The organism is Streptomyces sp. NPDC016562, from assembly GCF_043076955.1.
Lineage (GTDB): Bacteria > Actinomycetota > Actinomycetes > Streptomycetales > Streptomycetaceae > Streptomyces.
Genome location: NZ_JBIBRZ010000003.1, coordinates 437,552 through 457,161, shown reverse-complemented (window position 1 = coordinate 457,161; position 19,610 = coordinate 437,552). Strand labels below are relative to the sequence as shown.

The 19,610-nt window shown below is 72.3% G+C and carries 15 protein-coding genes; 9 read left to right on the top strand and 6 right to left on the bottom strand.

The annotated features are described in order from the left end of the window. Nucleotides 1-27: 27 nt before the first annotated feature. Both ACF059_RS17160 and dnaG read left to right on the top strand, forming a co-directional pair. A complete protein-coding gene (locus ACF059_RS17160; protein ID WP_392057544.1) occupies nt 28-1,302 on the top strand; it encodes an NAD(P)/FAD-dependent oxidoreductase in 1,275 nt (424 codons plus the stop codon). A 34-nt stretch (nt 1,303-1,336) separates the two neighbouring features. Beyond that, entirely contained in the window at nt 1,337-3,250 is a 1,914-nt protein-coding gene (gene dnaG, locus ACF059_RS17155) for a DNA primase (protein WP_392057541.1), read from the top strand. A 71-nt stretch (nt 3,251-3,321) separates the two neighbouring features. Here the strand turns inward: dnaG and ACF059_RS17150 are convergent, their stop codons facing one another. Continuing rightward, a complete protein-coding gene (locus ACF059_RS17150) occupies nt 3,322-3,765 on the bottom strand; it encodes a gamma-glutamylcyclotransferase family protein (RefSeq protein ID WP_392057538.1) in 444 nt (147 codons plus the stop codon). A 237-nt stretch (nt 3,766-4,002) separates the two neighbouring features. Between ACF059_RS17150 and ACF059_RS17145 the strand changes: the two genes are divergently transcribed. Continuing rightward, a complete protein-coding gene (locus ACF059_RS17145) occupies nt 4,003-4,545 on the top strand; it encodes a hypothetical protein (protein WP_392057535.1) in 543 nt (180 codons plus the stop codon). A 249-nt stretch (nt 4,546-4,794) separates the two neighbouring features. Then, nucleotides 4,795-5,442: a class F sortase gene (locus ACF059_RS17140; RefSeq protein ID WP_392057532.1), complete on the top strand. Its 648-nt coding sequence runs from the start codon at nt 4,795-4,797 to the stop codon at nt 5,440-5,442. A 39-nt stretch (nt 5,443-5,481) separates the two neighbouring features. On the opposite strand, the gene ACF059_RS17135 is transcribed toward ACF059_RS17140, so the two are convergent. Further along, on the bottom strand, nt 5,482-6,258 hold the full coding sequence (locus ACF059_RS17135) for a TSUP family transporter (RefSeq protein WP_366867126.1): 777 nt from the start codon (nt 6,256-6,258) through the stop codon (nt 5,482-5,484). A 205-nt stretch (nt 6,259-6,463) separates the two neighbouring features. Here ACF059_RS17135 and ACF059_RS17130 point away from each other — a divergent pair, with 205 nt between their 5' ends. The 3 genes from ACF059_RS17130 to nirD are packed head-to-tail and all read left to right on the top strand — an operon-like array spanning nt 6,464 to nt 10,555. Further along, nucleotides 6,464-7,696 (top strand): NAD(P)/FAD-dependent oxidoreductase, encoded by a 1,233-nt coding sequence (locus ACF059_RS17130; RefSeq protein ID WP_392057530.1) that lies wholly within the window; start codon nt 6,464-6,466, stop codon nt 7,694-7,696. Between the two features lies 1 nt (nt 7,697). Beyond that, nucleotides 7,698-10,226: a nitrite reductase large subunit NirB gene (gene nirB / locus ACF059_RS17125; protein WP_392057526.1), complete on the top strand. Its 2,529-nt coding sequence runs from the start codon at nt 7,698-7,700 to the stop codon at nt 10,224-10,226. Beyond that, entirely contained in the window at nt 10,223-10,555 is a 333-nt protein-coding gene (gene nirD, locus ACF059_RS17120; RefSeq protein WP_360903528.1) for a nitrite reductase small subunit NirD, read from the top strand. The genes nirB and nirD overlap by 4 nt, the downstream gene beginning before the upstream one ends. Nucleotides 10,556-10,571: 16 nt before the next feature. Here the strand turns inward: nirD and ACF059_RS17115 are convergent, their stop codons facing one another. After that, on the bottom strand, nt 10,572-10,982 hold the full coding sequence (locus ACF059_RS17115; RefSeq protein WP_392057523.1) for a VOC family protein: 411 nt from the start codon (nt 10,980-10,982) through the stop codon (nt 10,572-10,574). Nucleotides 10,983-11,190: 208 nt separating this feature from the next. On the opposite strand from ACF059_RS17115, the gene ACF059_RS17110 reads away from it, so the two are divergent. Then, nucleotides 11,191-12,351, top strand: a complete 1,161-nt coding sequence (locus tag ACF059_RS17110; protein WP_392057520.1) for an alkaline phosphatase PhoX — start codon at nt 11,191-11,193, stop codon at nt 12,349-12,351. Nucleotides 12,352-12,444: 93 nt separating this feature from the next. On the opposite strand, the gene ACF059_RS17105 is transcribed toward ACF059_RS17110, so the two are convergent. The 3 genes from ACF059_RS17105 to dusB form a co-directional block, all read right to left on the bottom strand. Further along, nucleotides 12,445-13,458, bottom strand: coding sequence for a helix-turn-helix domain-containing protein (locus ACF059_RS17105; protein ID WP_392057517.1), 1,014 nt, complete (start codon nt 13,456-13,458; stop codon nt 12,445-12,447). 385 nt (nt 13,459-13,843) lie between these two features. Continuing rightward, nucleotides 13,844-16,552: a pyruvate, phosphate dikinase gene (gene ppdK, locus ACF059_RS17100; protein ID WP_392057515.1), complete on the bottom strand. Its 2,709-nt coding sequence runs from the start codon at nt 16,550-16,552 to the stop codon at nt 13,844-13,846. Nucleotides 16,553-16,916: 364 nt separating this feature from the next. After that, nucleotides 16,917-18,077: a tRNA dihydrouridine synthase DusB gene (dusB, locus tag ACF059_RS17095; protein WP_366867210.1), complete on the bottom strand. Its 1,161-nt coding sequence runs from the start codon at nt 18,075-18,077 to the stop codon at nt 16,917-16,919. A gap of 34 nt (nt 18,078-18,111) precedes the next feature. Between dusB and ACF059_RS17090 the strand changes: the two genes are divergently transcribed. Further along, nucleotides 18,112-19,560, top strand: a complete 1,449-nt coding sequence (locus ACF059_RS17090; protein WP_392057512.1) for an MFS transporter — start codon at nt 18,112-18,114, stop codon at nt 19,558-19,560. Nucleotides 19,561-19,610: the final 50 nt, after the last annotated feature.

Here is a 19,610-nt window from a genome sequence, read left to right as displayed (position 1 = left end):
GGCGGAGAGGTTATGAGGAGGCATCACGTGGTCGACGCACACCGGACGTTCGTCATCGTCGGGGCGGGGCTGGCCGGGGCGAAGGCGGCCGAGGCGCTGAGGTCGGAGGGGTTCACGGGGCGGGTGATCCTCATCGGGGACGAGCGCGACCATCCGTACGAACGGCCTCCGCTCTCCAAGGGATACCTCACGGGCAAGGAGGAGCGCGAGAGCGTCTTCGTCCACGAGCCCTCCTGGTACGCGGCCTCCGACGTCGAACTGCACCTCGGGCAGCCCGCGGTGCACCTCGACCGGGAGGCCAAGAAGGTGGTCCTGGGGGACGGTACGGCCCTGCACTACGACAAGCTGCTGCTGGCCACCGGCGCCGAGCCGCGCCGCCTGGACGTCCCCGGCACCGGACTGGCGGGGGTGCACCACCTGCGCCGCCTCGCGCACGCCGAGCGGCTCAAGGGCGTCCTGGCCGGACTCGGCCGGGACAACGGCCACCTGCTGATCGCGGGCGCCGGGTGGATTGGCCTGGAGGTCGCCGCCGCGGCCCGCGGGTACGGCGCCGAGGTGACCGTGGTCGAACCGGAGGCCACGCCGCTGCACACGGTGCTCGGCCCGGAGATCGGCCGGCTCTTCGGCGACCTGCACGCCGAGCACGGGGTGCGCTTCCACTTCGGGGCCCGGCTGACCGAGATCGTGGGTCACGACGGCATGGTGCTGGCCGCCCGTACGGACGACGGGGAGGAGCACCCCGCGCACGCGGTGCTCGCCGCGATCGGGGCCGCGCCGCGCACCGCGCTCGCCGAGACGGCCGGGCTGGCGCTGGTCGACCGGGAGCACGGCGGCGGGATCGCCGTGGACGCGTCGCTGCGCACGTCCGACCCGGACGTCTACGCGGCCGGGGACGTCGCCGCCGCCCACCACCCGGCGCTCGGGACCCGGCTGCGCGTGGAGCACTGGGCCAACGCCCTCAACGGCGGGCCGGCCGCCGCGCGGGCGATGCTGGGCCGGGAGGTCTCCTACGACAGGGTCCCGTACTTCTTCTCCGACCAGTACGACGTGGGTCTGGAGTACTCGGGGTACGCGCCGCCCGGCGGCTACGACCAGGTGCTGATCCGCGGCGACGTGGGCAAGCGGGAGTTCATCGCCTTCTGGCTCTCGGAGGGCCGGGTGCTGGCCGGGATGAACGTGAACGTGTGGGACGTCACCGAGCACATCCAGGCCCTGATCAGGTCAAAGGCGCCGGTGGATCGCGACGCACTGGCGGACCCGTCAGTTCCGCTTGAGTCGCTGGTCGGGGCCGAGGGGGCCTGACGGGTTTGTCGGCGCCCGGCCGTAGACTTCACGGGTGGCAGGACGGATCAACGACGACGACGTGAAGGCGGTACGGGACGCGGTCCCGATCGACGCCGTGATCTCCGACTACCTCCAGCTGCGCAACGCGGGCGGCGGCAACCTCAAGGGCCTCTGCCCCTTCCACGACGAGAAGTCCCCTTCCTTCCAGGTCAGCCCCAGCAAGGGCCTCTACCACTGCTTCGGCTGCCAGGCGGGCGGGGACACCCTCGACTTCGTCATGAAGATCGACCACCTCTCCTTCTCGGAGGCGGTCGAGCGCCTGGCGGGCCTGGCCGGGATCAGCCTGCGGTACGAGGAAGGCGGCTACACCGCCGGTACGAGCGGGCGCGGTGAGCGCATCCGGCTCGTCGAGGCGCACAAGGCGGCCGCCCAGTTCTACGTCGACCAGCTGGGCAGCCCCGAGGCGGAGATCGGCCGCAAGTTCCTGGCGGAGCGCGGCTTCGACCAGGCCGCGGCCGCGCACTTCAGCGTCGGCTACAGCCCGGCCGGCTGGGACCACCTGACCCGTTTCCTGCGCGGCAAGGGCTTCAGCGACAAGGAGCTGATCACCTCCGGGCTCGCCCAGGACAGCCGCAGCGGCAAGCCGATCGACCGCTTCCGCGGCCGCCTGATGTGGCCGATCCGCGACATCAGCGGCGAGGTGGTCGGCTTCGGAGCGCGCAAGCTGCGCGACGACGACAACGGCCCGAAGTACCTGAACACCCCCGAGACGGCGATCTACAAGAAGTCCCAGGTGCTGTACGGCATCGACCTGGCGAAGAAGGAGATCGCGAAGACCTCGCGGGCCGTGGTGGTCGAGGGCTACACGGACGTGATGGCCTGCCACATGGCCGGGGTCACCACCGCCATCGCCACCTGCGGCACGGCCTTCGGCGGGGACCACATCAAGATCCTGCGCCGGCTGCTGATGGACAACGCCACCGCCGAGGTGATCTTCACCTTCGACGGTGACGCCGCGGGCCAGAAGGCGGCGCTGCGGGCCTTCGAGGACGACCAGAAGTTCGCCGCCGAGACCTCGATCGCGATCACCCCGGGCGGGATGGACCCCTGCGACCTGCGCCTCGCGCAGGGTGACGCGGCCGTGGCCGGGCTGGTGGAGTCCCGTACGCCGCTCTTCGAGTTCGCGCTGCGGCACATCGTCGCCCGGCACAACCTGGAGAACCCGGCGGGCCGGGCGGCCGCCCTGGACGAGGCGGCTCCGGTCGTCGCGAACATCAAGAACATCGCGATCCAGCACGAGTCGGCGGTCCAGCTGGCGGGGATGCTGGGCATCCGCGACGAGCAGTTCGTGGTCAAGCGGGTGGCGCAACTGGCCCGCTGGGCCCGGGAGCGCGGGAACCAGCCCCCGCAGCAGGGCAGGGGCGGCGGCCGGCCCTCCCACCAGGCCGAAGCCCCCTCCGCGTCCGCCCCGAAGCCGGCCGGCGGCCCCGCGCTGAACCTGCGCAGCCCGGCCCACCGCACCGAGCGCGAGCTGCTGAAGCTGGCCCTCCAGCGGCCGGCCCTGGTCTCGCCGGCCTTCGACGCCTACGGCATGGACGAATTCACGGCCCCGCCGTACGCTGCCGTGCGCCAGGCGATCCTGGACGCGGGCGGCGCCTCGCTCGCCGCCGACGACTACCTGGCCCGCGTCCGCGCGGCCGCCCCGAACGACACCGTGCGCGCGCTGGTCACGGAGCTCGCCGTCGAGGCCATCCACGCCAAGACGGTGGACGAGGTCTACGCGGGGGTCCAGCTGGTCCAGGTGCGGCTGCGGGCCGTCGACCGGCGGGTCCACGAGATCCAGGGCACGCTGTCGCGCCTCGGCCCGCAGGCCCCGCCGGAGCAGCTGGCCGCGGTCCAGGAAGAGCTGTGGGTGCTCCAGCAGTACGGCCAGCGGCTGCGCAACCGCGGGGCCGAGGGCTTGTAGCCCGTTCCGGTCCGTTCCCGTCCGGTCCGTTCCGTTCGGCCGGCCCGTCGACCCGCTGCCGTCGCAGGTCGCTACCGCCGCAGCCAGTCCCCGCCGGGTATCTCGACGCCCGCCTGCGTCAGACGGCGCGCCAACGGCGGGGACGCCAGATAGACCCAGGCCCGCACCGTCGTGCCGTCGGGGCGCAGGGCCTCGCGGGCGATCCGGTCGTAGAGGTTGCCCGGGCGGCCGGGGCCCGCGTACTCCTCCAGCACGTCCAGCGCGGCCAGCAGCTCCCCGTACGCGTCCGGCGCCGCGGTGATCAGCTCCCCGACCACGGCCGAGCCGGGGCGGTGCAGGGCGTACGGGTAGCCGGGACCGTCGTAGAGCGCCGCGTCCGGCAGGGTGGCGGGCTCCTCCGAGGCGGTGCGGCCGCGCAGGAACAGGTCGTGGTTGACCTCGCCCGGGCGCAGGGTCCCGTACACGAAGAACGGGAGCGCGGCGCTCGGGTCCGATGGCCGTTCGACCGTGGGCACGGGCCCTCCTCCTTCGGCTCGGGGTGTCCGGTGGCCCCACCACGGTACGCACCGCCGTCGCCGAGGGGTCACCCGGACGGCGCGTGTGGCTCGTATGGCCGCTTGTAGGCCTGCGACCTGCGAGAACGGTCACGCGGCGGACCACGCCGGAGCAGACCTGACGAGACATCAGGAGGCGGGGGCGGGGCGGGGCGGGTTACCTCGGAGACACGACCCCGTGTCTCCAGGAGTGACCCCATGCGCCGACGTACCGCACACGTGCTGACCGCGACCGCGCTGACCGCCGCCGCGTTCATCGGCCCGGTCGCCGGCGCGGTCGCCGCCGTCGACCTCGGCATGGTGGGCTTCTCCCCCGGGGACTTCGCCCCGCTGGAGGTGTGGCCCAAGTCCGCCGCCCCCGGCGCCACCGTCACCGTGAACACCGGCGCCTGCGGGAAGGGCAGCCACGCCGACGGCGATGCGACGACGGTCGGCGGCGGCCGGTTCAAGCTGGTCCCGGGCACCCACAAGGAGGCGGTGGTGGGGCAGTTCCAGGTGTCCCCCAGCGCCCGCCCCGGCACCTACGGCATCGGCGCGACCTGCGCGAACGGCAAGTTCGCCACCGGCGACCTGGTCGTCACCGACCGCGGCCCGCAGGGCCACGTCAACACCGGGGTGGGCGGTGGCACGACCACCGCCTCCGACCCCGTCAAGATCGCGGCGGGGGTGGCCGTCCTGGCCGCGTCCGCCGTCGGCGGTACCTGGCTCCTGCGTCGCCGGGCGAGCGGCACGCGGAGCTGACGGACGCCCACCGCGGCTCCGGCCGCGGTCCGCCCGGTACCGTCCCCCGTCGCCCGCCCCGCGAGGTCCCCCCCGTTCGCGGGGCCGGGCGACGGCCATCACCCCGAAACGACAGCCGAGGGGGCACGCATGGGTGGCGATTTCGGCGCCTTCGGCGGCCGTGACCGGCAGCCCTGGCCCACGAACGCCGACCGCGCGGACCCCGCAGGGGGCGCCCGGAGAGACTCCGGAAGGGGATCGGGGTCCGGTGTGCGCTCCCCCGGCCGGGCCGGCCGCATCCGCACCGCCCGCCACGGGGGCCTCGTCGCGCTCGCCGCCTGCATCGGGATCTGGCTGGTGACCAGCGGTTCCCGCGAGCCGGTCGGGCCACCGCTGCCCTCCCCCGCCGAGGCCCTGACCGCCGCCGGCGCCGCCGCCACCGGCCCCGGCATCGCGCCCCTGCCCGGATCGCCCCCCAGCCGGATCCGGATCCCCTCCATCGGGGTCGACGCCGCGCTGGCCGGCCTGGGCCTGGAGCGCGACGGCAGCCTCCAAGTGCCCCCGCCCGCGCGGCGCGACCTGGCGGGCTGGTACCGCGAGGGCACCACCCCGGGCGCCACGGGCACGGCCGTCATCGCCGGGCACGTGGACGACGCGGCGGGGCCGGGGGTCTTCTACCAGCTGGGCGCCCTGCGCCGCGGAGCCGCGATCGAGGTGCCGCGCGCGGACGGGCGTACGGCCGTGTTCACGGTCCACGCCGTCGAGGTCTTCGACGCCAAGGCCTTCCCGGACACCCGCGTGTACGGGCCCTCGCCGCGGGCCGAGCTACGGGTGATCACCTGCGGCGGGGGCTTCTCCCCGCGCACCGGCTACCGCGGCAACGTGGTCGTCTTCGCGCACCTCACGGGGACGTACTAGTCGTACGGGCCTGCGGGACCGTGGCGGCGGGCACGGACCTCAGCCCCACTGCTCGATCCCGAGCTTGACCACCAGCGCGCCCACCACCGTCAGCAGGACGCCGCGCACGAAGCCGCTGCCCTTCCGCAGCGCCATGCGGGCGCCGATCATGCCTCCGGCCAGGTTGAACACCGCCATCAGCGCGGCCAGCTGCCACAGCACCATGCCCTGGTAGGCGAACATCGCGAGCGCCCCGGCGTTGGTGCAGCAGTTGACGATCTTGGCGGTGGCGGAGGCGGTGACCAGGTCGAGGTGGAGCAGGGCCGTCAGCGCGAGCACCAGGAAGGTGCCGGTGCCGGGCCCGATGAGGCCGTCGTAGAAGCCGATGCCGAGGCCCGCGAGGCCGATGGCCAGCAGTACCCGCCGCCGGCTGACGGGCGAGGCGGCCGGAGCGGTGCCGAAGGCCGGCTTGAAGACGACGAAGCCGGCGACGACCACGAGCACCGCCATGATCAGCGGACGCAGGGCGTCCTTGCTGATGCCGCCGGCGAGCGCGGCGCCGCCCATCGAGCCGGCCAGCGCGGCCAAGCCGATGCGGACGGCGAGCTTCACGTCCACCGGGGCCTTGCGGACGTACGTCACGGCCGCGCCCGCGGTGCCGACGATGGCCACGGCCTTGTTCGTGCCGAGGACGGTGGCGGGGTGGGCGTTCGGCAGGCCGAGCAGCAGGGCGGGCAGGAGCAGCAGGCCGCCGCCGCCCACCACCGCGTCGATCCAGCCGGCCGCCGCGGCGGCCACGCACAACACGATGATCATGGTCGTTGATATGTCAGGCACGCGTCCGACCTTATGGAGCCGGTGGGTGCAGTGGCCATCGATCACCGGAAAGTTGCGCAAAGGTTGAGCTTCGCCGCTCACCGCCCCTTCGGGCCACCGGTCGCGGCAGCCCTCACGGACGGGCGACCGGGGCGCTGAGGTCGGCGTTCCGTCCGGGTAACAGGAGCGATGCGGAGGGGAAACAGCGACCGCGCACGCTCATGGCATGACCTCGGAACAGCGTGTGGTGGTGATCGGCGGCGGCCTCGCGGGCCTGCGACTGGCCGCGCGGCTGACCGGTGGCGCGGAGGTGACCGTCCTCGGCGAGGAGCCGCACGTCCCGTACAACCGGGTGCTGCTCGCCGAAGTGCTCGCGGGCCGCTACGCGCCGGAGGTGACCGCCCTGCCCGCCCCCGGACCGGCGCTGCGCCGCGGCGTCCGGGCGGTACGGATCGACCGCGCCGACCGGACGGTGCTGTGCGACGACGGCACGGTGGAGCGGTACGACGCCCTGGTGCTGGCCACCGGTTCGAACGCGGTGCTGCCGCCCCTGCGCGGGCTGTTCGAGCCCGAGGGGCGCGACCTCCCGGACGGGGTCCACGCCTTCCGCACCATGGACGACTGCCTGGCCCTCTCGGCGGCCGTGCGCCCCGGCGGGCGGGTCGTGGTGATCGGCGGCGGCCTGCTGGGCGTCTCGGCGGCCCGCGCCCTGGCCGCGCGGGGCGCGCAGGTGGTCCTGGCCCAGCAGGGCGAGCGCCTGATGGAACGCCAGCTGGACGCCGACGCGGCCGCGCTGCTGCACACCCACCTGACCTCGCTCGGCGTGGAGATCCACACGGAGTGCCGGGTCCGCGGCCTGCTGTCGGCCCCGCCGCCGGCCGGGGCGCGCGGGCCGCGCCGGGTCACGGGAGTCGAACTCGCCGACGGCTACCGCCTCGACGCCGACCTCGTCGTGCTCGCCTGCGGCGTACGCCCCCGCATCGGGCTCGCGCAGGCCGCCGGGCTCGACGTACGCCGCGGCGTCGTGGTCGACGACCACCTGCGCACCAGCGACCCGCGCATCCACGCCATCGGCGACTGCGCCGAGCATGCGGGCCAGGTCTACGGCCTGGCCGGCCCGGCGCTGGAGCAGGCCGACGCCCTCGCCGCGACCCTCACCGGCCGCCCCACGCCGTACACCGGCACCCGCGCCCTCACCCGCCTCACCCTCGGCGGAGCCGACGGTCACTTCGACCTCGCCTCCTTCGGGGAGACCACGCCGCGCCCCGGCGACGACGTGGTCCGCCTCACCGACGCGACCCGCCGGACCTACCGGAAGGTCGTCCTGCGCGACGACCGCCTCGTCGGCGGGGTCCTGCTCGGCGAGCTCTCCACCGTGGGCGCCCTCGCCCGCACCTGGGAGGGCGAGGAATCACCGCACGACCTGTTCCACCTGCTCACCGACGACGGAGGCCACTGACATGACCGTGACCGAGCCCCTGCCCCACATCGTGCTCATCGGGCACGGCATGGTCGGCCAGCGCTACCTGGAGGCGCTCGCCGAGCGCGGCGCCACCGCCGGCCACCGGATCACCGTGCTGAGCGAGGAACCCCGGCCGGCCTACGACCGGGTGCACCTGACCTCGTACTTCTCCGGCAGCACCCCCGAGGACCTGTCGCTGACGCCCGCCGGGTTCATGGCGGAGCACGGCATCACCCTCCACCTCGACGACCCCGCCGAGAGCATCGACCGGGACGCCCGCACCGTCACCTCCCGCTCGGGGCGGGTCTTCCCGTACGACGTGCTGGTCCTGGCCACCGGCAGCTACCCCTTCGTGCCGCCCGTCCCCGGCAAGGACGCCCCCGGCTGCTTCGTCTACCGCACCATCGAGGACCTCCTCGCGATCGAGGAGTACGCCAAGACGCGCACGAGCGGCGCGGTCGTCGGCGGCGGCCTGCTCGGTCTGGAGGCCGCCGGCGCCCTCCAGGGGTTGGGCCTGACCACTCGCATCGTCGAGTTCGCCCCCCGCCTGATGCCCGTCCAGGTCGACGAGGGCGGGGGCGCCGCCCTGCTGCGCACCATCGAGTCCATGGGCCTGACCGTGCACACCGGGGTCGGCACGCAGGAGGTGCTGACCGGCGAGGACGGCCGGGTCAGCGGCATGCGGCTCTCCGACGGCTCGACCGTCGACACCGACCTCGTCGTCTTCTCCGCCGGCGTCCGCCCCCGCGACCAGCTGGCCCGCGGGGCCGGGCTGGAGGTCGGTGAGCGCGGCGGCATCGCGGTCGACGCCCGGTGCCGCACGAGCGACCCGCACGTCTACGCCATCGGCGAGTGCGCGCTCGCGGTCGACGGCCGGGTCTACGGCCTGGTCGCGCCCGGCTACGAGATGGCGGAGACCGCCGCCGAGGACCTGCTGGGCCGCGAGAAGGAGTTCACCGGCGCCGACCTCTCGACCAAGCTCAAGCTGCTCGGCGTGGACGTGGCCTCCTTCGGCGACGCCCACGGAGCCGCCGAAGGCAGCCTCGACGTCGTGTGGTCCGACTCCCGCTCGGGGATCTACAAGAAGCTCGTGGTCTCCCCCGACGGGGTCCTCCTCGGCGGGGTCCTGGTCGGCGACGCGGACTCCTACGGGCTGCTGCGCCCGCTCACCGGCAGCGTCCCGCCCGTCTCCCCCGAGCAGCTGGTGCTGCCCGCCGGTCTCGGCGCGCCCGTCGCGCTCGGCCCGTCCTCGCTCCCGGACCACGCGGTCATCTGCTCCTGCCACAACGTCACCAAGAAGGCCATCACCGCCTGCGCCACCCTCCCCGAGGTCAAGAAGTGCACCAAGGCGGGCACCGGCTGCGGCAGCTGCCTCAAGGTGATCGGCCAGCTGCTCCCGGCCGCCACCGACCAGGGGCTGTGCGGCTGCTTCCCCTTCACCCGGGCCGAGCTCTACGAGATCGTCCGCACCCGGCGCCTGACCTCGTACGAGGAGATCCTGGACGGCCACGGCCGCCCCGAGGCCCGGGGCGGCGACGGCTGCGAGGTCTGCAAGCCCACCGTCGGCTCGATCATCGCCTCCCTCGCACCGACCCTGGGCGCCAGCGGCTACGTCCTGGACGGGGAGCAGGCCGCCCTCCAGGACACCAACGACCACTTCCTCGCGAACCTGCAGCGCAACGGCTCGTACTCGGTCGTCCCGCGCATCCCCGGCGGCGAGATCACCCCCGACAAGCTGATCGTGATCGGCGAGGTGGCCCGCGACTTCGGCCTCTACACGAAGATCACCGGAGGCCAGCGCATCGACCTCTTCGGCGCGAGCGTGGACCAGCTCCCGCGGATCTGGGCGCGGCTCGTCGACGCCGGATTCGAGTCCGGGCACGCCTACGGCAAGGCCCTGCGGACGGTGAAGTCCTGCGTGGGGCAGACCTGGTGCCGCTACGGGGTCCAGGACAGCGTCAAGATGGCCATCGACCTGGAGCTCCGCTACCGCGGGCTGCGCGCCCCGCACAAGCTCAAGTCGGCGGTCTCCGGCTGCGCCCGCGAGTGCGCGGAGGCGCAGAGCAAGGACTTCGGGGTGATCGCGACGGCGAGCGGCTGGAACCTCTACGTCGGCGGCAACGGCGGGGCCACCCCGCGGCACGCCGACCTCCTCGCCCAGGACCTGTCGGACGCGGAACTGGTCCGGCTGATCGACCGGTTCCTGATGTTCTACATCCGCACCGCGGACCGCCTGGAGCGGACCTCCACCTGGCTGGACCGGCTGGAGGGGGGCCTGGCCCACCTGCGGGACGTCGTGGTCCACGACTCGCTCGGGCTGTGCGCGGAGCTGGAGTCGCTGATGGCCGAGCACGTGGCGCACTACCGGGACGAGTGGGCCGAGACGCTGGAGGACCCGGAGCGGCTGCGCCGGTTCGTGTCCTTCGTCAACGCACCCGGCGCTCCCGACCCGACCGTGAAGTTCGTACCCGAGCGCGACCAGGTCAAGCCCGACCTGGCCGTCCTGACGATCGGAGGAGTCCGATGACCGTGGAACTGCAGGTGGCGCAGGGCTGGCTGACGGTGTGCGAGCTGTCCGCGCTCGTGCCCGGGCGGGGGGTCGCGGCGCTGCTGCCCGACGGGAGCCAGGCCGCGGTGTTCGTCGACCGCGCGGGGCGCCCGTACGCCATCGGCAACCAGGACCCCTTCACCGGGGCGCACGTGCTCTCGCGCGGGCTGGTGGGGGCCGTGGGGGGCCGGCCCTTCGTGGCGTCACCGCTGCTCAAGCAGCGTTTCGACCTGGAGTCGGGGCGCTGCCTGGACGACGAGGAGGTGGCGGTCCGGACCTACCCGGTGCGGACCGCCGCGACCTCCTGAGCGCGCGGGCGGGGGCTCAGGCCTGGACCATGGCCGGGTCCATCCACATGATCTCCCAGGTGTGGCCGTCGAGGTCGTCGAAGGCGCGGCCGTACATGACGCCGTGGTCCTGGGCGGGGCGGGGCTCGGTGGCGCCGGCGGCCAGCGCCCCGTCCACCAGCTCGTCGACCGCGGCGCGGCTCGGGGCGCTCAGGCAGAGCAGCACCTCGGAGGTGGTGGTCGCGTCCGCGATCTCCTTGTGCGTGAAGTCCTTGTAGCGGGCCTCCGCGAGGAGCATGGCGACGATGGTGTCGCTGATGACCATCGAGGCGCAGTTCTCGTCGGTGAACTGGGCGTTGAAGGAGTAGCCCAGCTTGCTCCAGAAGGCCTTGCTGGCGTCCAGGTCCTTGACCGGCAGGTTGACGAAGATCATCTGGGCGTGGGACATGTCGGGGTCTCTTCTCTCGTGGGTGCTGCTCGCTGCTGTCGAGAGGTAGACCGGGGCGCCGGGGAGAACTCATCGCCCGACCGCGAAGTTTTTTCGTCCGGGCGTCATGCGGCGTTATGGCCATGTCAACTCGGCTCTCCTAGGTTCCTCCACGCGTGAGATCGCGCGCCCGACCGGGCGCGGGACCCTCCCTCCCCCAGGAGTGACCGTGGAACGTCGTAATTTCCTGCGCGGCGCCGTCATCGGCTCGACGGCCGCCGCCTTCGGCGGCACGCTGATGCACGGCGCCGCCTACGCGGCGCCCGCCCAGCCCGGCGCGGGACCGTACGGAGCCCTCGGCGCGGCGGACGCGAACGGCATCATGCTGCCGAGCGGCTTCAGCAGCCGGGTGATCGCCCGTTCGAGCCAGACCGTCAGCGGGACCTCGTACACCTGGCACAGCGCCCCGGACGGCGGCGCCTGTTTCGCGGACGGCACGGGCTGGATCTACGTGTCGAACTCGGAGATCAACCCCTCCGGCGGCGCGAGCGCCGTGAAGTTCAACTCCTCGGGCACGATCACCGGCGCCTACCGGATCCTCTCCAACACCCGCCAGAACTGCGCCGGCGGCAAGACCCCCTGGAACACCTGGCTGTCCTGCGAGGAGGTCAGCCTCGGCTACGTCTACGAGACCGACCCGTACGGGGTGAACGCGGCCGTCCAGCGCCCGGCCATGGGCCGCTTCAAGCACGAGGCCGCGGCCGCCGACCCGGTGCGCCGGGTGATCTACCTGACCGAGGACGAGACGGACGGCTGCTTCTACCGGTTCGTCCCGAGCACCTGGGGCAACCTCTCCTCCGGCACCCTCCAGGTCCTCAAGGCGGGCACGGCCACCTCCGGCTCCTTCACCTGGCAGACCGTGCCGGACCCGGACGGCGCCCCGACCACGACCCGGAACCAGGTCTCGGGCGCCAAGCGCTTCAGCGGCGGCGAGGGCTGCCACTACGCCAACGACACCGTCTGGTTCACCACCAAGGGCGACAACCGGGTCTGGCAGCTCAACCTCGCCGCCGGCACGTACGAGCTGGCCTACGACGACTCGCTGGTGCCCGGCGGCGCGGCCCCCCTGACCGGCGTCGACAACGTCACCGGCTCCTCGTACGGAGACCTGTACATCGCCGAGGACGGCGGCAACATGGAGATCTGCCTGATCACCCCGGACGACGTGGTCGCGCCCTTCCTGCGGATCACCGGGCAGTCCTCCTCGGAGATCACCGGCCCGGCCTTCTCGCCCGCGGGCAACCGGCTCTACTTCTCCAGCCAGCGCGGTACGAGCGGCAGCTCCTCCGGCGGCATCACGTACGAGGTCACGGGCCCGTTCCGCGTCTGACCCGGCGTCTCACCGCGTCCAACCCCCGCGCCGGCGCGCCGCACGCCCACCACCGGCCGCACCCCGAGGCTCCACCCCGGGGTGCGGCCGCCGTCATGAGGCCACGGCCCCGCCCTTGAGCAGCGCGGCGCCCAGCGGGGTCACCGTGTGCAGCACCGCGTTGCCGTGGCGCAGCGTCGTCACCAGCCCCGCCTCGCGCATCACGCAGGCGTGCTGGCTCGCGGAGGCCAGCGACACCCCGGCCCGGCGGGCCAGTTCGCTGGTGGTCGCCCCGTCCCCTATGGCCCGCAGCACCACCGAGCGGGTGTGCCCGACGAGCTTGCCCAGGGTGCGCACCCGCTGCTCCTCCACCGCCGGCCGGGCGGTGTCGCCGCCCGCCGGAGCGGAGGCCAGGTGCGCGGCGGCCGGGTAGACCAGCACCGGCGGCAGCTCCGGGTCGTGCAGGGTCACCGCCGTGCGCCGGCAGAAGAAGGACGGCTGGAGCAGCAGCCCTCGCCCGCGCAGCCGTACGTCACGGTCCACCGGATAGTCGCACTCCAGCACCGGGGCGCGCCAGCGCAGCATGGGCGGCAGCGAGGCCAGCAGCTCGTCCGCGCCCCCGTCCAGCAGGGCGCGCCCGCGGGCGGCCCGCTCGGCCTCGATCTGGGCCTGGATGTGCGTCCAGTACGGCTCCACGGCCGCCCGGTGGTACGCGCGCAGCTCGCCGAGCACCCTGGGCAGGTGGGCCGGGGCGGCGTCCATGAACTCGCGCAGCCTCGGCTGCACGGACGCACCCGTACCCGCGCCCGCGCTGAGCAGCGCGAGCTCGTGCCGCATGCGCTCGGGGTGGATGCCCCGTATGGCGTCGAGGCCCACGTCCCACCCGTACTGCCCCTCGACGGGGGTCAGGAAATCTGGGAAATAACCCCTTCCCGGTATAAGCATACCGAGCGTACGTGTTTCACCATTCAACCTGCTCCGGGTTTCCGTCCGCCATTCACCGAACAACCGGGCGTCGCGCCGGTCTCTTAAGCGGTGAAAGCTCAGAATCGTTTCCCACAACGCATCGGGACGCCCTGCCATCCGTACGCGTGCCAGGTCCACTCCAGTGAAATGGATACGCAGCACCGAACCCCCACCTGTGCAACCGCAATCCCCCCGCCCCATGAGTATGCATGCCGTCACACGTGGTCACCACGCCCTTTCGGCCACAGTTGAAACCCCTTTCGGCAGGGGCGTGACAACCGAAATCCTGTACTCCGCCGGGCACACTCCGATGCGACCGAAACGCTCCGCGAAGGCCGTGGGGGGCTTTGCGGGGCCTGGCGGTCGGTCGCACGGGAAGCGCCGACGTGCCCGGCAGAATGACAGCGGCGGTGGACGGGTGGGGATCCGTCCACCGCCTGCTGGCGTAAAGATTTGGCGAACAACGAAATAGTGCGCGCCCGCCCCCGGGCAGTCAGGGAACCCGGGGACAGGCGCGGTCTATGGGGCCCCTCGCGGGGCCGGCGGGTCAGCGGCTGTCGCTGCCCTTGGACTCGGCGGCCGCACGACCGGCCTCCAGGCGCGCCACCGGGATCCGGAAGGGCGAGCAGGAGACGTAGTCGAGACCGACCTCGTGGAAGAAGTGGACCGACTCGGGGTCACCGCCGTGCTCGCCGCAGACGCCGAGCTTGAGGTCGGGGCGGGTGGCCCGGCCCTGTTCCACCGCGTGGCGGACCAGCGAGCCGACGCCGTCCTTGTCGATGGTCTCGAAGGGCGAGACCCCGAAGATGCCCTTCTCCAGGTACGCGGTGAAGAAGCTGGCCTCGACGTCGTCGCGGGAGAAGCCCCACACCGTCTGGGTCAGGTCGTTCGTGCCGAAGGAGAAGAACTGCGCGGCCTCGGCGATCTGGGCGGCGGTCAGCGCGGCGCGCGGCAGCTCGATCATCGTGCCGATGGTCAGCTTGAGGCTGGTGCCGGTGGCGGCCTCGACCTCGGCGATGACCTGGTCGGCCTCCTCGCGGACGATCTCCAGCTCCTGGACGGTGCCCACGAGCGGGACCATGATCTCGGCGCGGGGGTCGCCCTTGGCGTTCATGCGCTCGGCGGCGGCCTCGGCGATCGCCCGGACCTGCATCTTGAACAGACCGGGGATGACCAGGCCGAGGCGCACGCCGCGCAGACCCAGCATCGGGTTCTGCTCGTGCAGCTTGTGCACGGCCTGGAGCAGGCGCAGGTCGTTCTCGTTGGCGTCCTGGCGGGCCTCGGCGAGGGCGACGCGCACCGACAGCTCGGTGATGTCGGGCAGGAACTCGTGCAGCGGCGGGTCCAGCAGGCGGACGGTGACGGGCAGGCCGTCCATCGCCTCGAAGAGCTCGACGAAGTCCTTCTTCTGCAGCGGCAGAAGGGCACTGAGTGCCTCGTCGCGCTCCTCGTCGGTGTCGGCGAGGATCAGGCGCTCGACGAGCTCACGGCGCTCACCGAGGAACATGTGCTCGGTGCGGCACAGGCCGATGCCCTGGGCGCCGAAGCGACGGGCGCGGGAGGCGTCCTCGGCGTTGTCGGCGTTGGCGCGCACCCGCAGGCGACGGACGCGGTCCGCGTACGCCATGATCCGGTGCACGGCGGCGACCAGCTCGTCGGCGTCGTCGGCGCCCGCGTGCATGCGGCCCTCGAAGTACTCGACGACCGGGGAGGGTACGACGGGTACCTCGCCGAGGTACACCTTGCCGGTGGAGCCGTCGATGGAGACGACGTCGCCCTCTTCGATGACCGTCTCGCCGACCGTCATGCGGCGGCGCTTGGTGTCGACGTCGAGCTCCTCGGCGCCGCAGACGCAGGTCTTGCCCATGCCGCGGGCGACGACCGCCGCGTGCGAGGTCTTGCCGCCGCGCGAGGTCAGGATGCCCTCGGAGGCGATCATGCCGTCCAGGTCGTCCGGGTTGGTCTCGCGGCGGATCAGGATGACCTTCTCGCCCGAGCGGGACCACTTGACGGCCGTGTACGAGTCGAAGACGGCCTTGCCGACCGCCGCACCCGGGGAGGCGGCGATGCCGCGGCCGAGCAGCGTGGTCTTCGCGCCCTCGTCGAAGCGGGGGAACATCAGCTGCGCCAGCTGGTGACCGGTGACGCGCTGGAGGGCCTCGGCCTCGTCGATCAGGCCCTGGTCCACGAGCTGGGTGGCGATGCGGAAGGCGGCGCCGGCGGTGCGCTTGCCCACGCGGGTCTGGAGCATCCACAGCTGGCCGCGCTCGATCGTGAACTCGATGTCGCAGAGATCCTTGTAGTGGTTCTCCAGCGTCGTCATGATCGTCATGAGCTGGTCGTAGGAGGCCTTGTCGATGGTCTCCAGGTCCGCGAGCGGCACGGTGTTGCGGATGCCCGCGACCACGTCCTCGCCCTGGGCGTTCTGGAGGTAGTCGCCGTAGACGCCCGCGTGGCCGCTGGCCGGGTCGCGGGTGAAGGCGACGCCGGTTCCGGAGTCGGGGCCGAGGTTGCCGAAGACCATGGAGCAGATGTTGACGGCGGTGCCCAGGTCGCCGGGGATGCGCTCCTGGCGGCGGTAGAGCTTGGCGCGGTCGGTGTTCCACGAGTTGAAGACGGCCTCGACGGCGAGGTCGAGCTGCTCGCGGGCGTCCTGCGGGAACTCCCGGCCGGCTTCCTTCGCCACGATCTTCTTGAAGACCTTGACCAGCTTCTTGAGGTCGGCGGCGTCGAGGTCGGTGTCGACGGCGACCTTCTTGGCGGCCTTGGCCTCGTCGAGGGCGTCCTCGAAGAGCTCGCCCTCGATGCCGAGGACGGTCTTGCCGAACATCTGGACGAGGCGGCGGTAGGAGTCCCACGCGAAGCGCTCGTTGCCGGCCTGGGCGGCGAGGCCGGCCACGGACTCGTCGGAGAGGCCGATGTTGAGGACGGTGTCCATCATGCCGGGCATCGAGAACTTGGCGCCGGAGCGTACGGAGACCAGCAGCGGGTCGTCCGACTGTCCGAGCTTCTTGCCCATCTTCGCCTCGAGCGCCGCGAGGTGGGCGCTGACCTCTTCGCGCAGCGCGGCCGGGGCCGAGCCGCTCTCGAGGTAGACCTTGCAGGCCTCGGTGGTGATGGTGAAGCCGGGAGGGACCGGCAGACCCAGGTTGGTCATCTCGGCGAGGTTGGCACCCTTGCCACCGAGAAGGTCCTTGAGGTCGCGGTTGCCCTCGGTGAAGTCGTAGACGAACTTCTGATCTTTGTTTTCCGACACGGGTCTCGACTCCTCGAGGCTCGGTGGCTGCCCTGACGGCCAGGAACATACCCAGATCGAAGGCTTATGGGTACGTCCACTTGGTCGTCATACGGCTGTAACCACCCGTGCGCCAGCAGATCGAAAGTAACTCATGGGTAGTCAGAACCCTCGCTCAGCGTTCAGATCCCGAAGCCGGAGGCGGCTCCTGAGGCTCATACCTGCTCCGATGAGCGATCATCGATACATTTGCGTTCAAGTATTGAACGAACAAAGGGTGGCACCCAGTGCCACCCTTTGAAAGTCTTACCCGTGATTTATCTGCTCATCTGAGCGAAACCCCTCCCATGCGTGGCGTATATCACGCGCCACGGAGGGCGATTTGTCAGCCTCCGGAGGTGTCCAGTTCGGCGTCCTCGCTGATGCCCGCGCAGTCGTACGGGTCCTTCAGCCAGCCCTCCGGCAGGACAACTCGGTTGTTTCCGGACGTCCGGCCGCGCGGACCGTCCGCGCTCTCGGGCCAGGCCTGGTCCAGGTCCAGCTCGCTCAGATGAGCGTCCAGTTCGGCCAGGGAAGAGGTCACCGCGAGCTTCTGCCGCATCTCGGATCCCACCGCGAAGCCCTTGAGGTACCAGGCCACGTGCTTACGGAAGTCGATCACCCCGCGCGCCTCGTCGCCGATCCACTCCCCCAGCAGCTGGGCGTGGCGGTGCATGGTCACCGCGACCTCGCGCAGCGTCGGCTTGTGGAAGTCCTCCGGGCGCCCCTCGAAGGCCGCCACCAGGTCGTTGAACAGCCAGGGCCGCCCCAGGCAGCCGCGGCCCACGACGACGCCGTCGCAGCCGGTCTCGCGGACCATGCGCAGCGCGTCCTCGGCGCACCAGATGTCGCCGTTGCCGAGCACGGGGATCTCCGGCACGTGCTCCTTGAGCCGCGCGATGGCGTCCCAGTCGGCGGTGCCGCCGTAGTGCTGGGCGGTGGTGCGGCCGTGCAGGGCTATCGCCGTGATGCCCTCCTCGACGGCGATCCGGCCGGCGTCGAGGTAGGTGAGGTGGTCGTCGTTGATGCCCTTGCGCATCTTCATGGTCACCGGCAGGTCGCCGGCGCCCGCGACGGCCTCGCGCAGGATCGCGCGCAGCAGGTTGCGCTTGTACGGGAGGGCAGAGCCGCCGCCCTTGCGGGTGACCTTGGGGACGGGGCAGCCGAAGTTCAGGTCGATGTGGTCGGCGCGGTCCTCTTCGACGATCATGCGGACCGCCTTGCCGACCGTCGTGGGGTCGACCCCGTACAGCTGAATCGAGCGGGGCTTCTCGGTCTCGTCGAAGTGGATCAGCTGCATGGTCTTCTCGTTGCGCTCGACCAGGGCGCGGGTCGTGATCATCTCGCTCACGAACAGCCCCTTGCCGCCCGAGAACTCCCGGCAGAGGGTACGGAACGGGGCATTGGTGATGCCGGCCATGGGCGCGAGCACCACCGGGGGCTGCACGGTGTGCGGGCCGATCGCGAGGGGCGGAGGGAGCGTGGTCATCCGCCCATTGTCCCGCATGCCGAGGGGGTGGGGCGGACGTAGCATCGGCGGCATGATCGAGCCGAGTCACCGGCAGCGCACGCTCGTCCTGTCGATCTGCTGCATGAGCCTGCTGATCGTCAGCCTCGACAACACCATCCTGAACGTCGCGCTCCCCTCGATGCGCCGCGAGCTCGACGCCGACGTCGCGGGGCTGCAGTGGAGCATCGACGCGTACACCCTGGTCGTGGCCTCGCTGCTGATGCTGGCGGGCTCCACGGCCGACCGGATCGGGCGCCGCAAGGTGTTCGTCGCCGGGCTGGTGGCCTTCACGCTCGGCTCGCTGCTGTGCTCGCTCGCGCCCAGCCTCGGCTGGCTCATCGTCTTCCGGATGGTGCAAGCGGTCGGCGGCGCGATGCTCAATCCGGTGGCGATGTCGATCATCACCAACACCTTCACCGATCCGGCCGAGCGGGCCCGGGCCATCGGCGTCTGGGGGGCGGTCGCGGGCCTGTCCATGGCCGCCGGCCCGCTGATCGGCGGACTGCTGGTGGACTCCGTGGGCTGGCGCTCGATCTTCTGGGTCAACCTGCCGATCGGCCTGGCCGCGCTGGCGCTGACCCTGCGCCACATCCCCGAGTCCCGGGCCGCGCGGCCGCGCCGGCCGGACCCGGTGGGCCAGCTGCTGGTCATCGCCCTGCTCGGCAGCCTGACCTACGGGATCATCGAGGGACCGGCCGCCGGCTGGCGCTCGCCGCTGATCATGGGGTGCGCCCTGGTGGCCGCCTGTTCGTTCGTGGGGCTGCTGGTCTACGAGCCGCGGCGCGAGGAGCCGCTGATCGATCTCCGGTTCTTCCGGAGCGCGCCGTTCAGCGGCTCGACGGTGATCGCGATCAGCGCGTTCGCCGGACTGGCCGGGTTCCTCTTCCTGAACACGCTCTACCTCCAGGACGTGCGGGGGCTCAGCGCCCTGCACGCCGGGCTCTACATGCTGCCGATGGCGGCGCTGACCTTCCTGTTCGCGCCGGTGGCGGGGCGGCTGGTGGGCAGCCGCGGGCCGCGGATCTGCCTCCTGATCGCGGGCGTCGCCATGTCGGCGAGCGGGCTGCTGTTCGCCCTGTTCCAGGCCGAGACCTCCACCCCGCTCCTCTTCACGGGATACGTGCTCTTCGGGCTCGGCTTCGGCATGGTCAACGCGCCGATCACCAATACGGCCGTCTCCGGGATGCCGCGCTCCCAGGCGGGCGTCGCGGCCGCCATCGCCTCCACCAGCAGGCAGACCGGCGGCACCCTGGGCGTCGCGGTCATCGGCTCGGTGCTGGCGGCCGGACTGGCGGGCGGCGCGGACTTCTCCACGGCGGCCCAGCCGGCCCGGTGGATCATCTCGGTCTGCGGGCTGCTGGTCCTGGTGGTGGGCGCGGCGACGAGCGGCGCCTGGGCCCGCGCGACGGCGGACCGCACGGCCCGCACGCTGGAGGTTCCGGTGGGACCGGCCGCGGCGGCGGACGTCCCGCGGGTCTGACAGACACCACTTCCCCCTTCCGCCACTGGCACCCTGCCTTGCCCTGCCGT

Bases quoted from the DNA above. Each gene is read 5' to 3' on its own strand.
- ACF059_RS17130 (WP_392057530.1), top strand. From the start codon at position 6,464: ATGACCTCGGAACAGCGTGTGGTGGTGATCGGCGGCGGCCTCGCGGGC.
- nirD (WP_360903528.1), top strand. From the start codon at position 10,223: ATGACCGTGGAACTGCAGGTGGCGCAGGGCTGGCTGACGGTGTGCGAG.
- nirB (WP_392057526.1), top strand. From the start codon at position 7,698: ATGACCGTGACCGAGCCCCTGCCCCACATCGTGCTCATCGGGCACGGC.
- ACF059_RS17090 (WP_392057512.1), top strand. From the start codon at position 18,112: ATGATCGAGCCGAGTCACCGGCAGCGCACGCTCGTCCTGTCGATCTGC.
- ACF059_RS17115 (WP_392057523.1), bottom strand. From the start codon at position 10,982: ATGTCCCACGCCCAGATGATCTTCGTCAACCTGCCGGTCAAGGACCTG.
- dusB (WP_366867210.1), bottom strand. From the start codon at position 18,077: ATGCGGGACAATGGGCGGATGACCACGCTCCCTCCGCCCCTCGCGATC.
- ACF059_RS17145 (WP_392057535.1), top strand. From the start codon at position 4,003: ATGCGCCGACGTACCGCACACGTGCTGACCGCGACCGCGCTGACCGCC.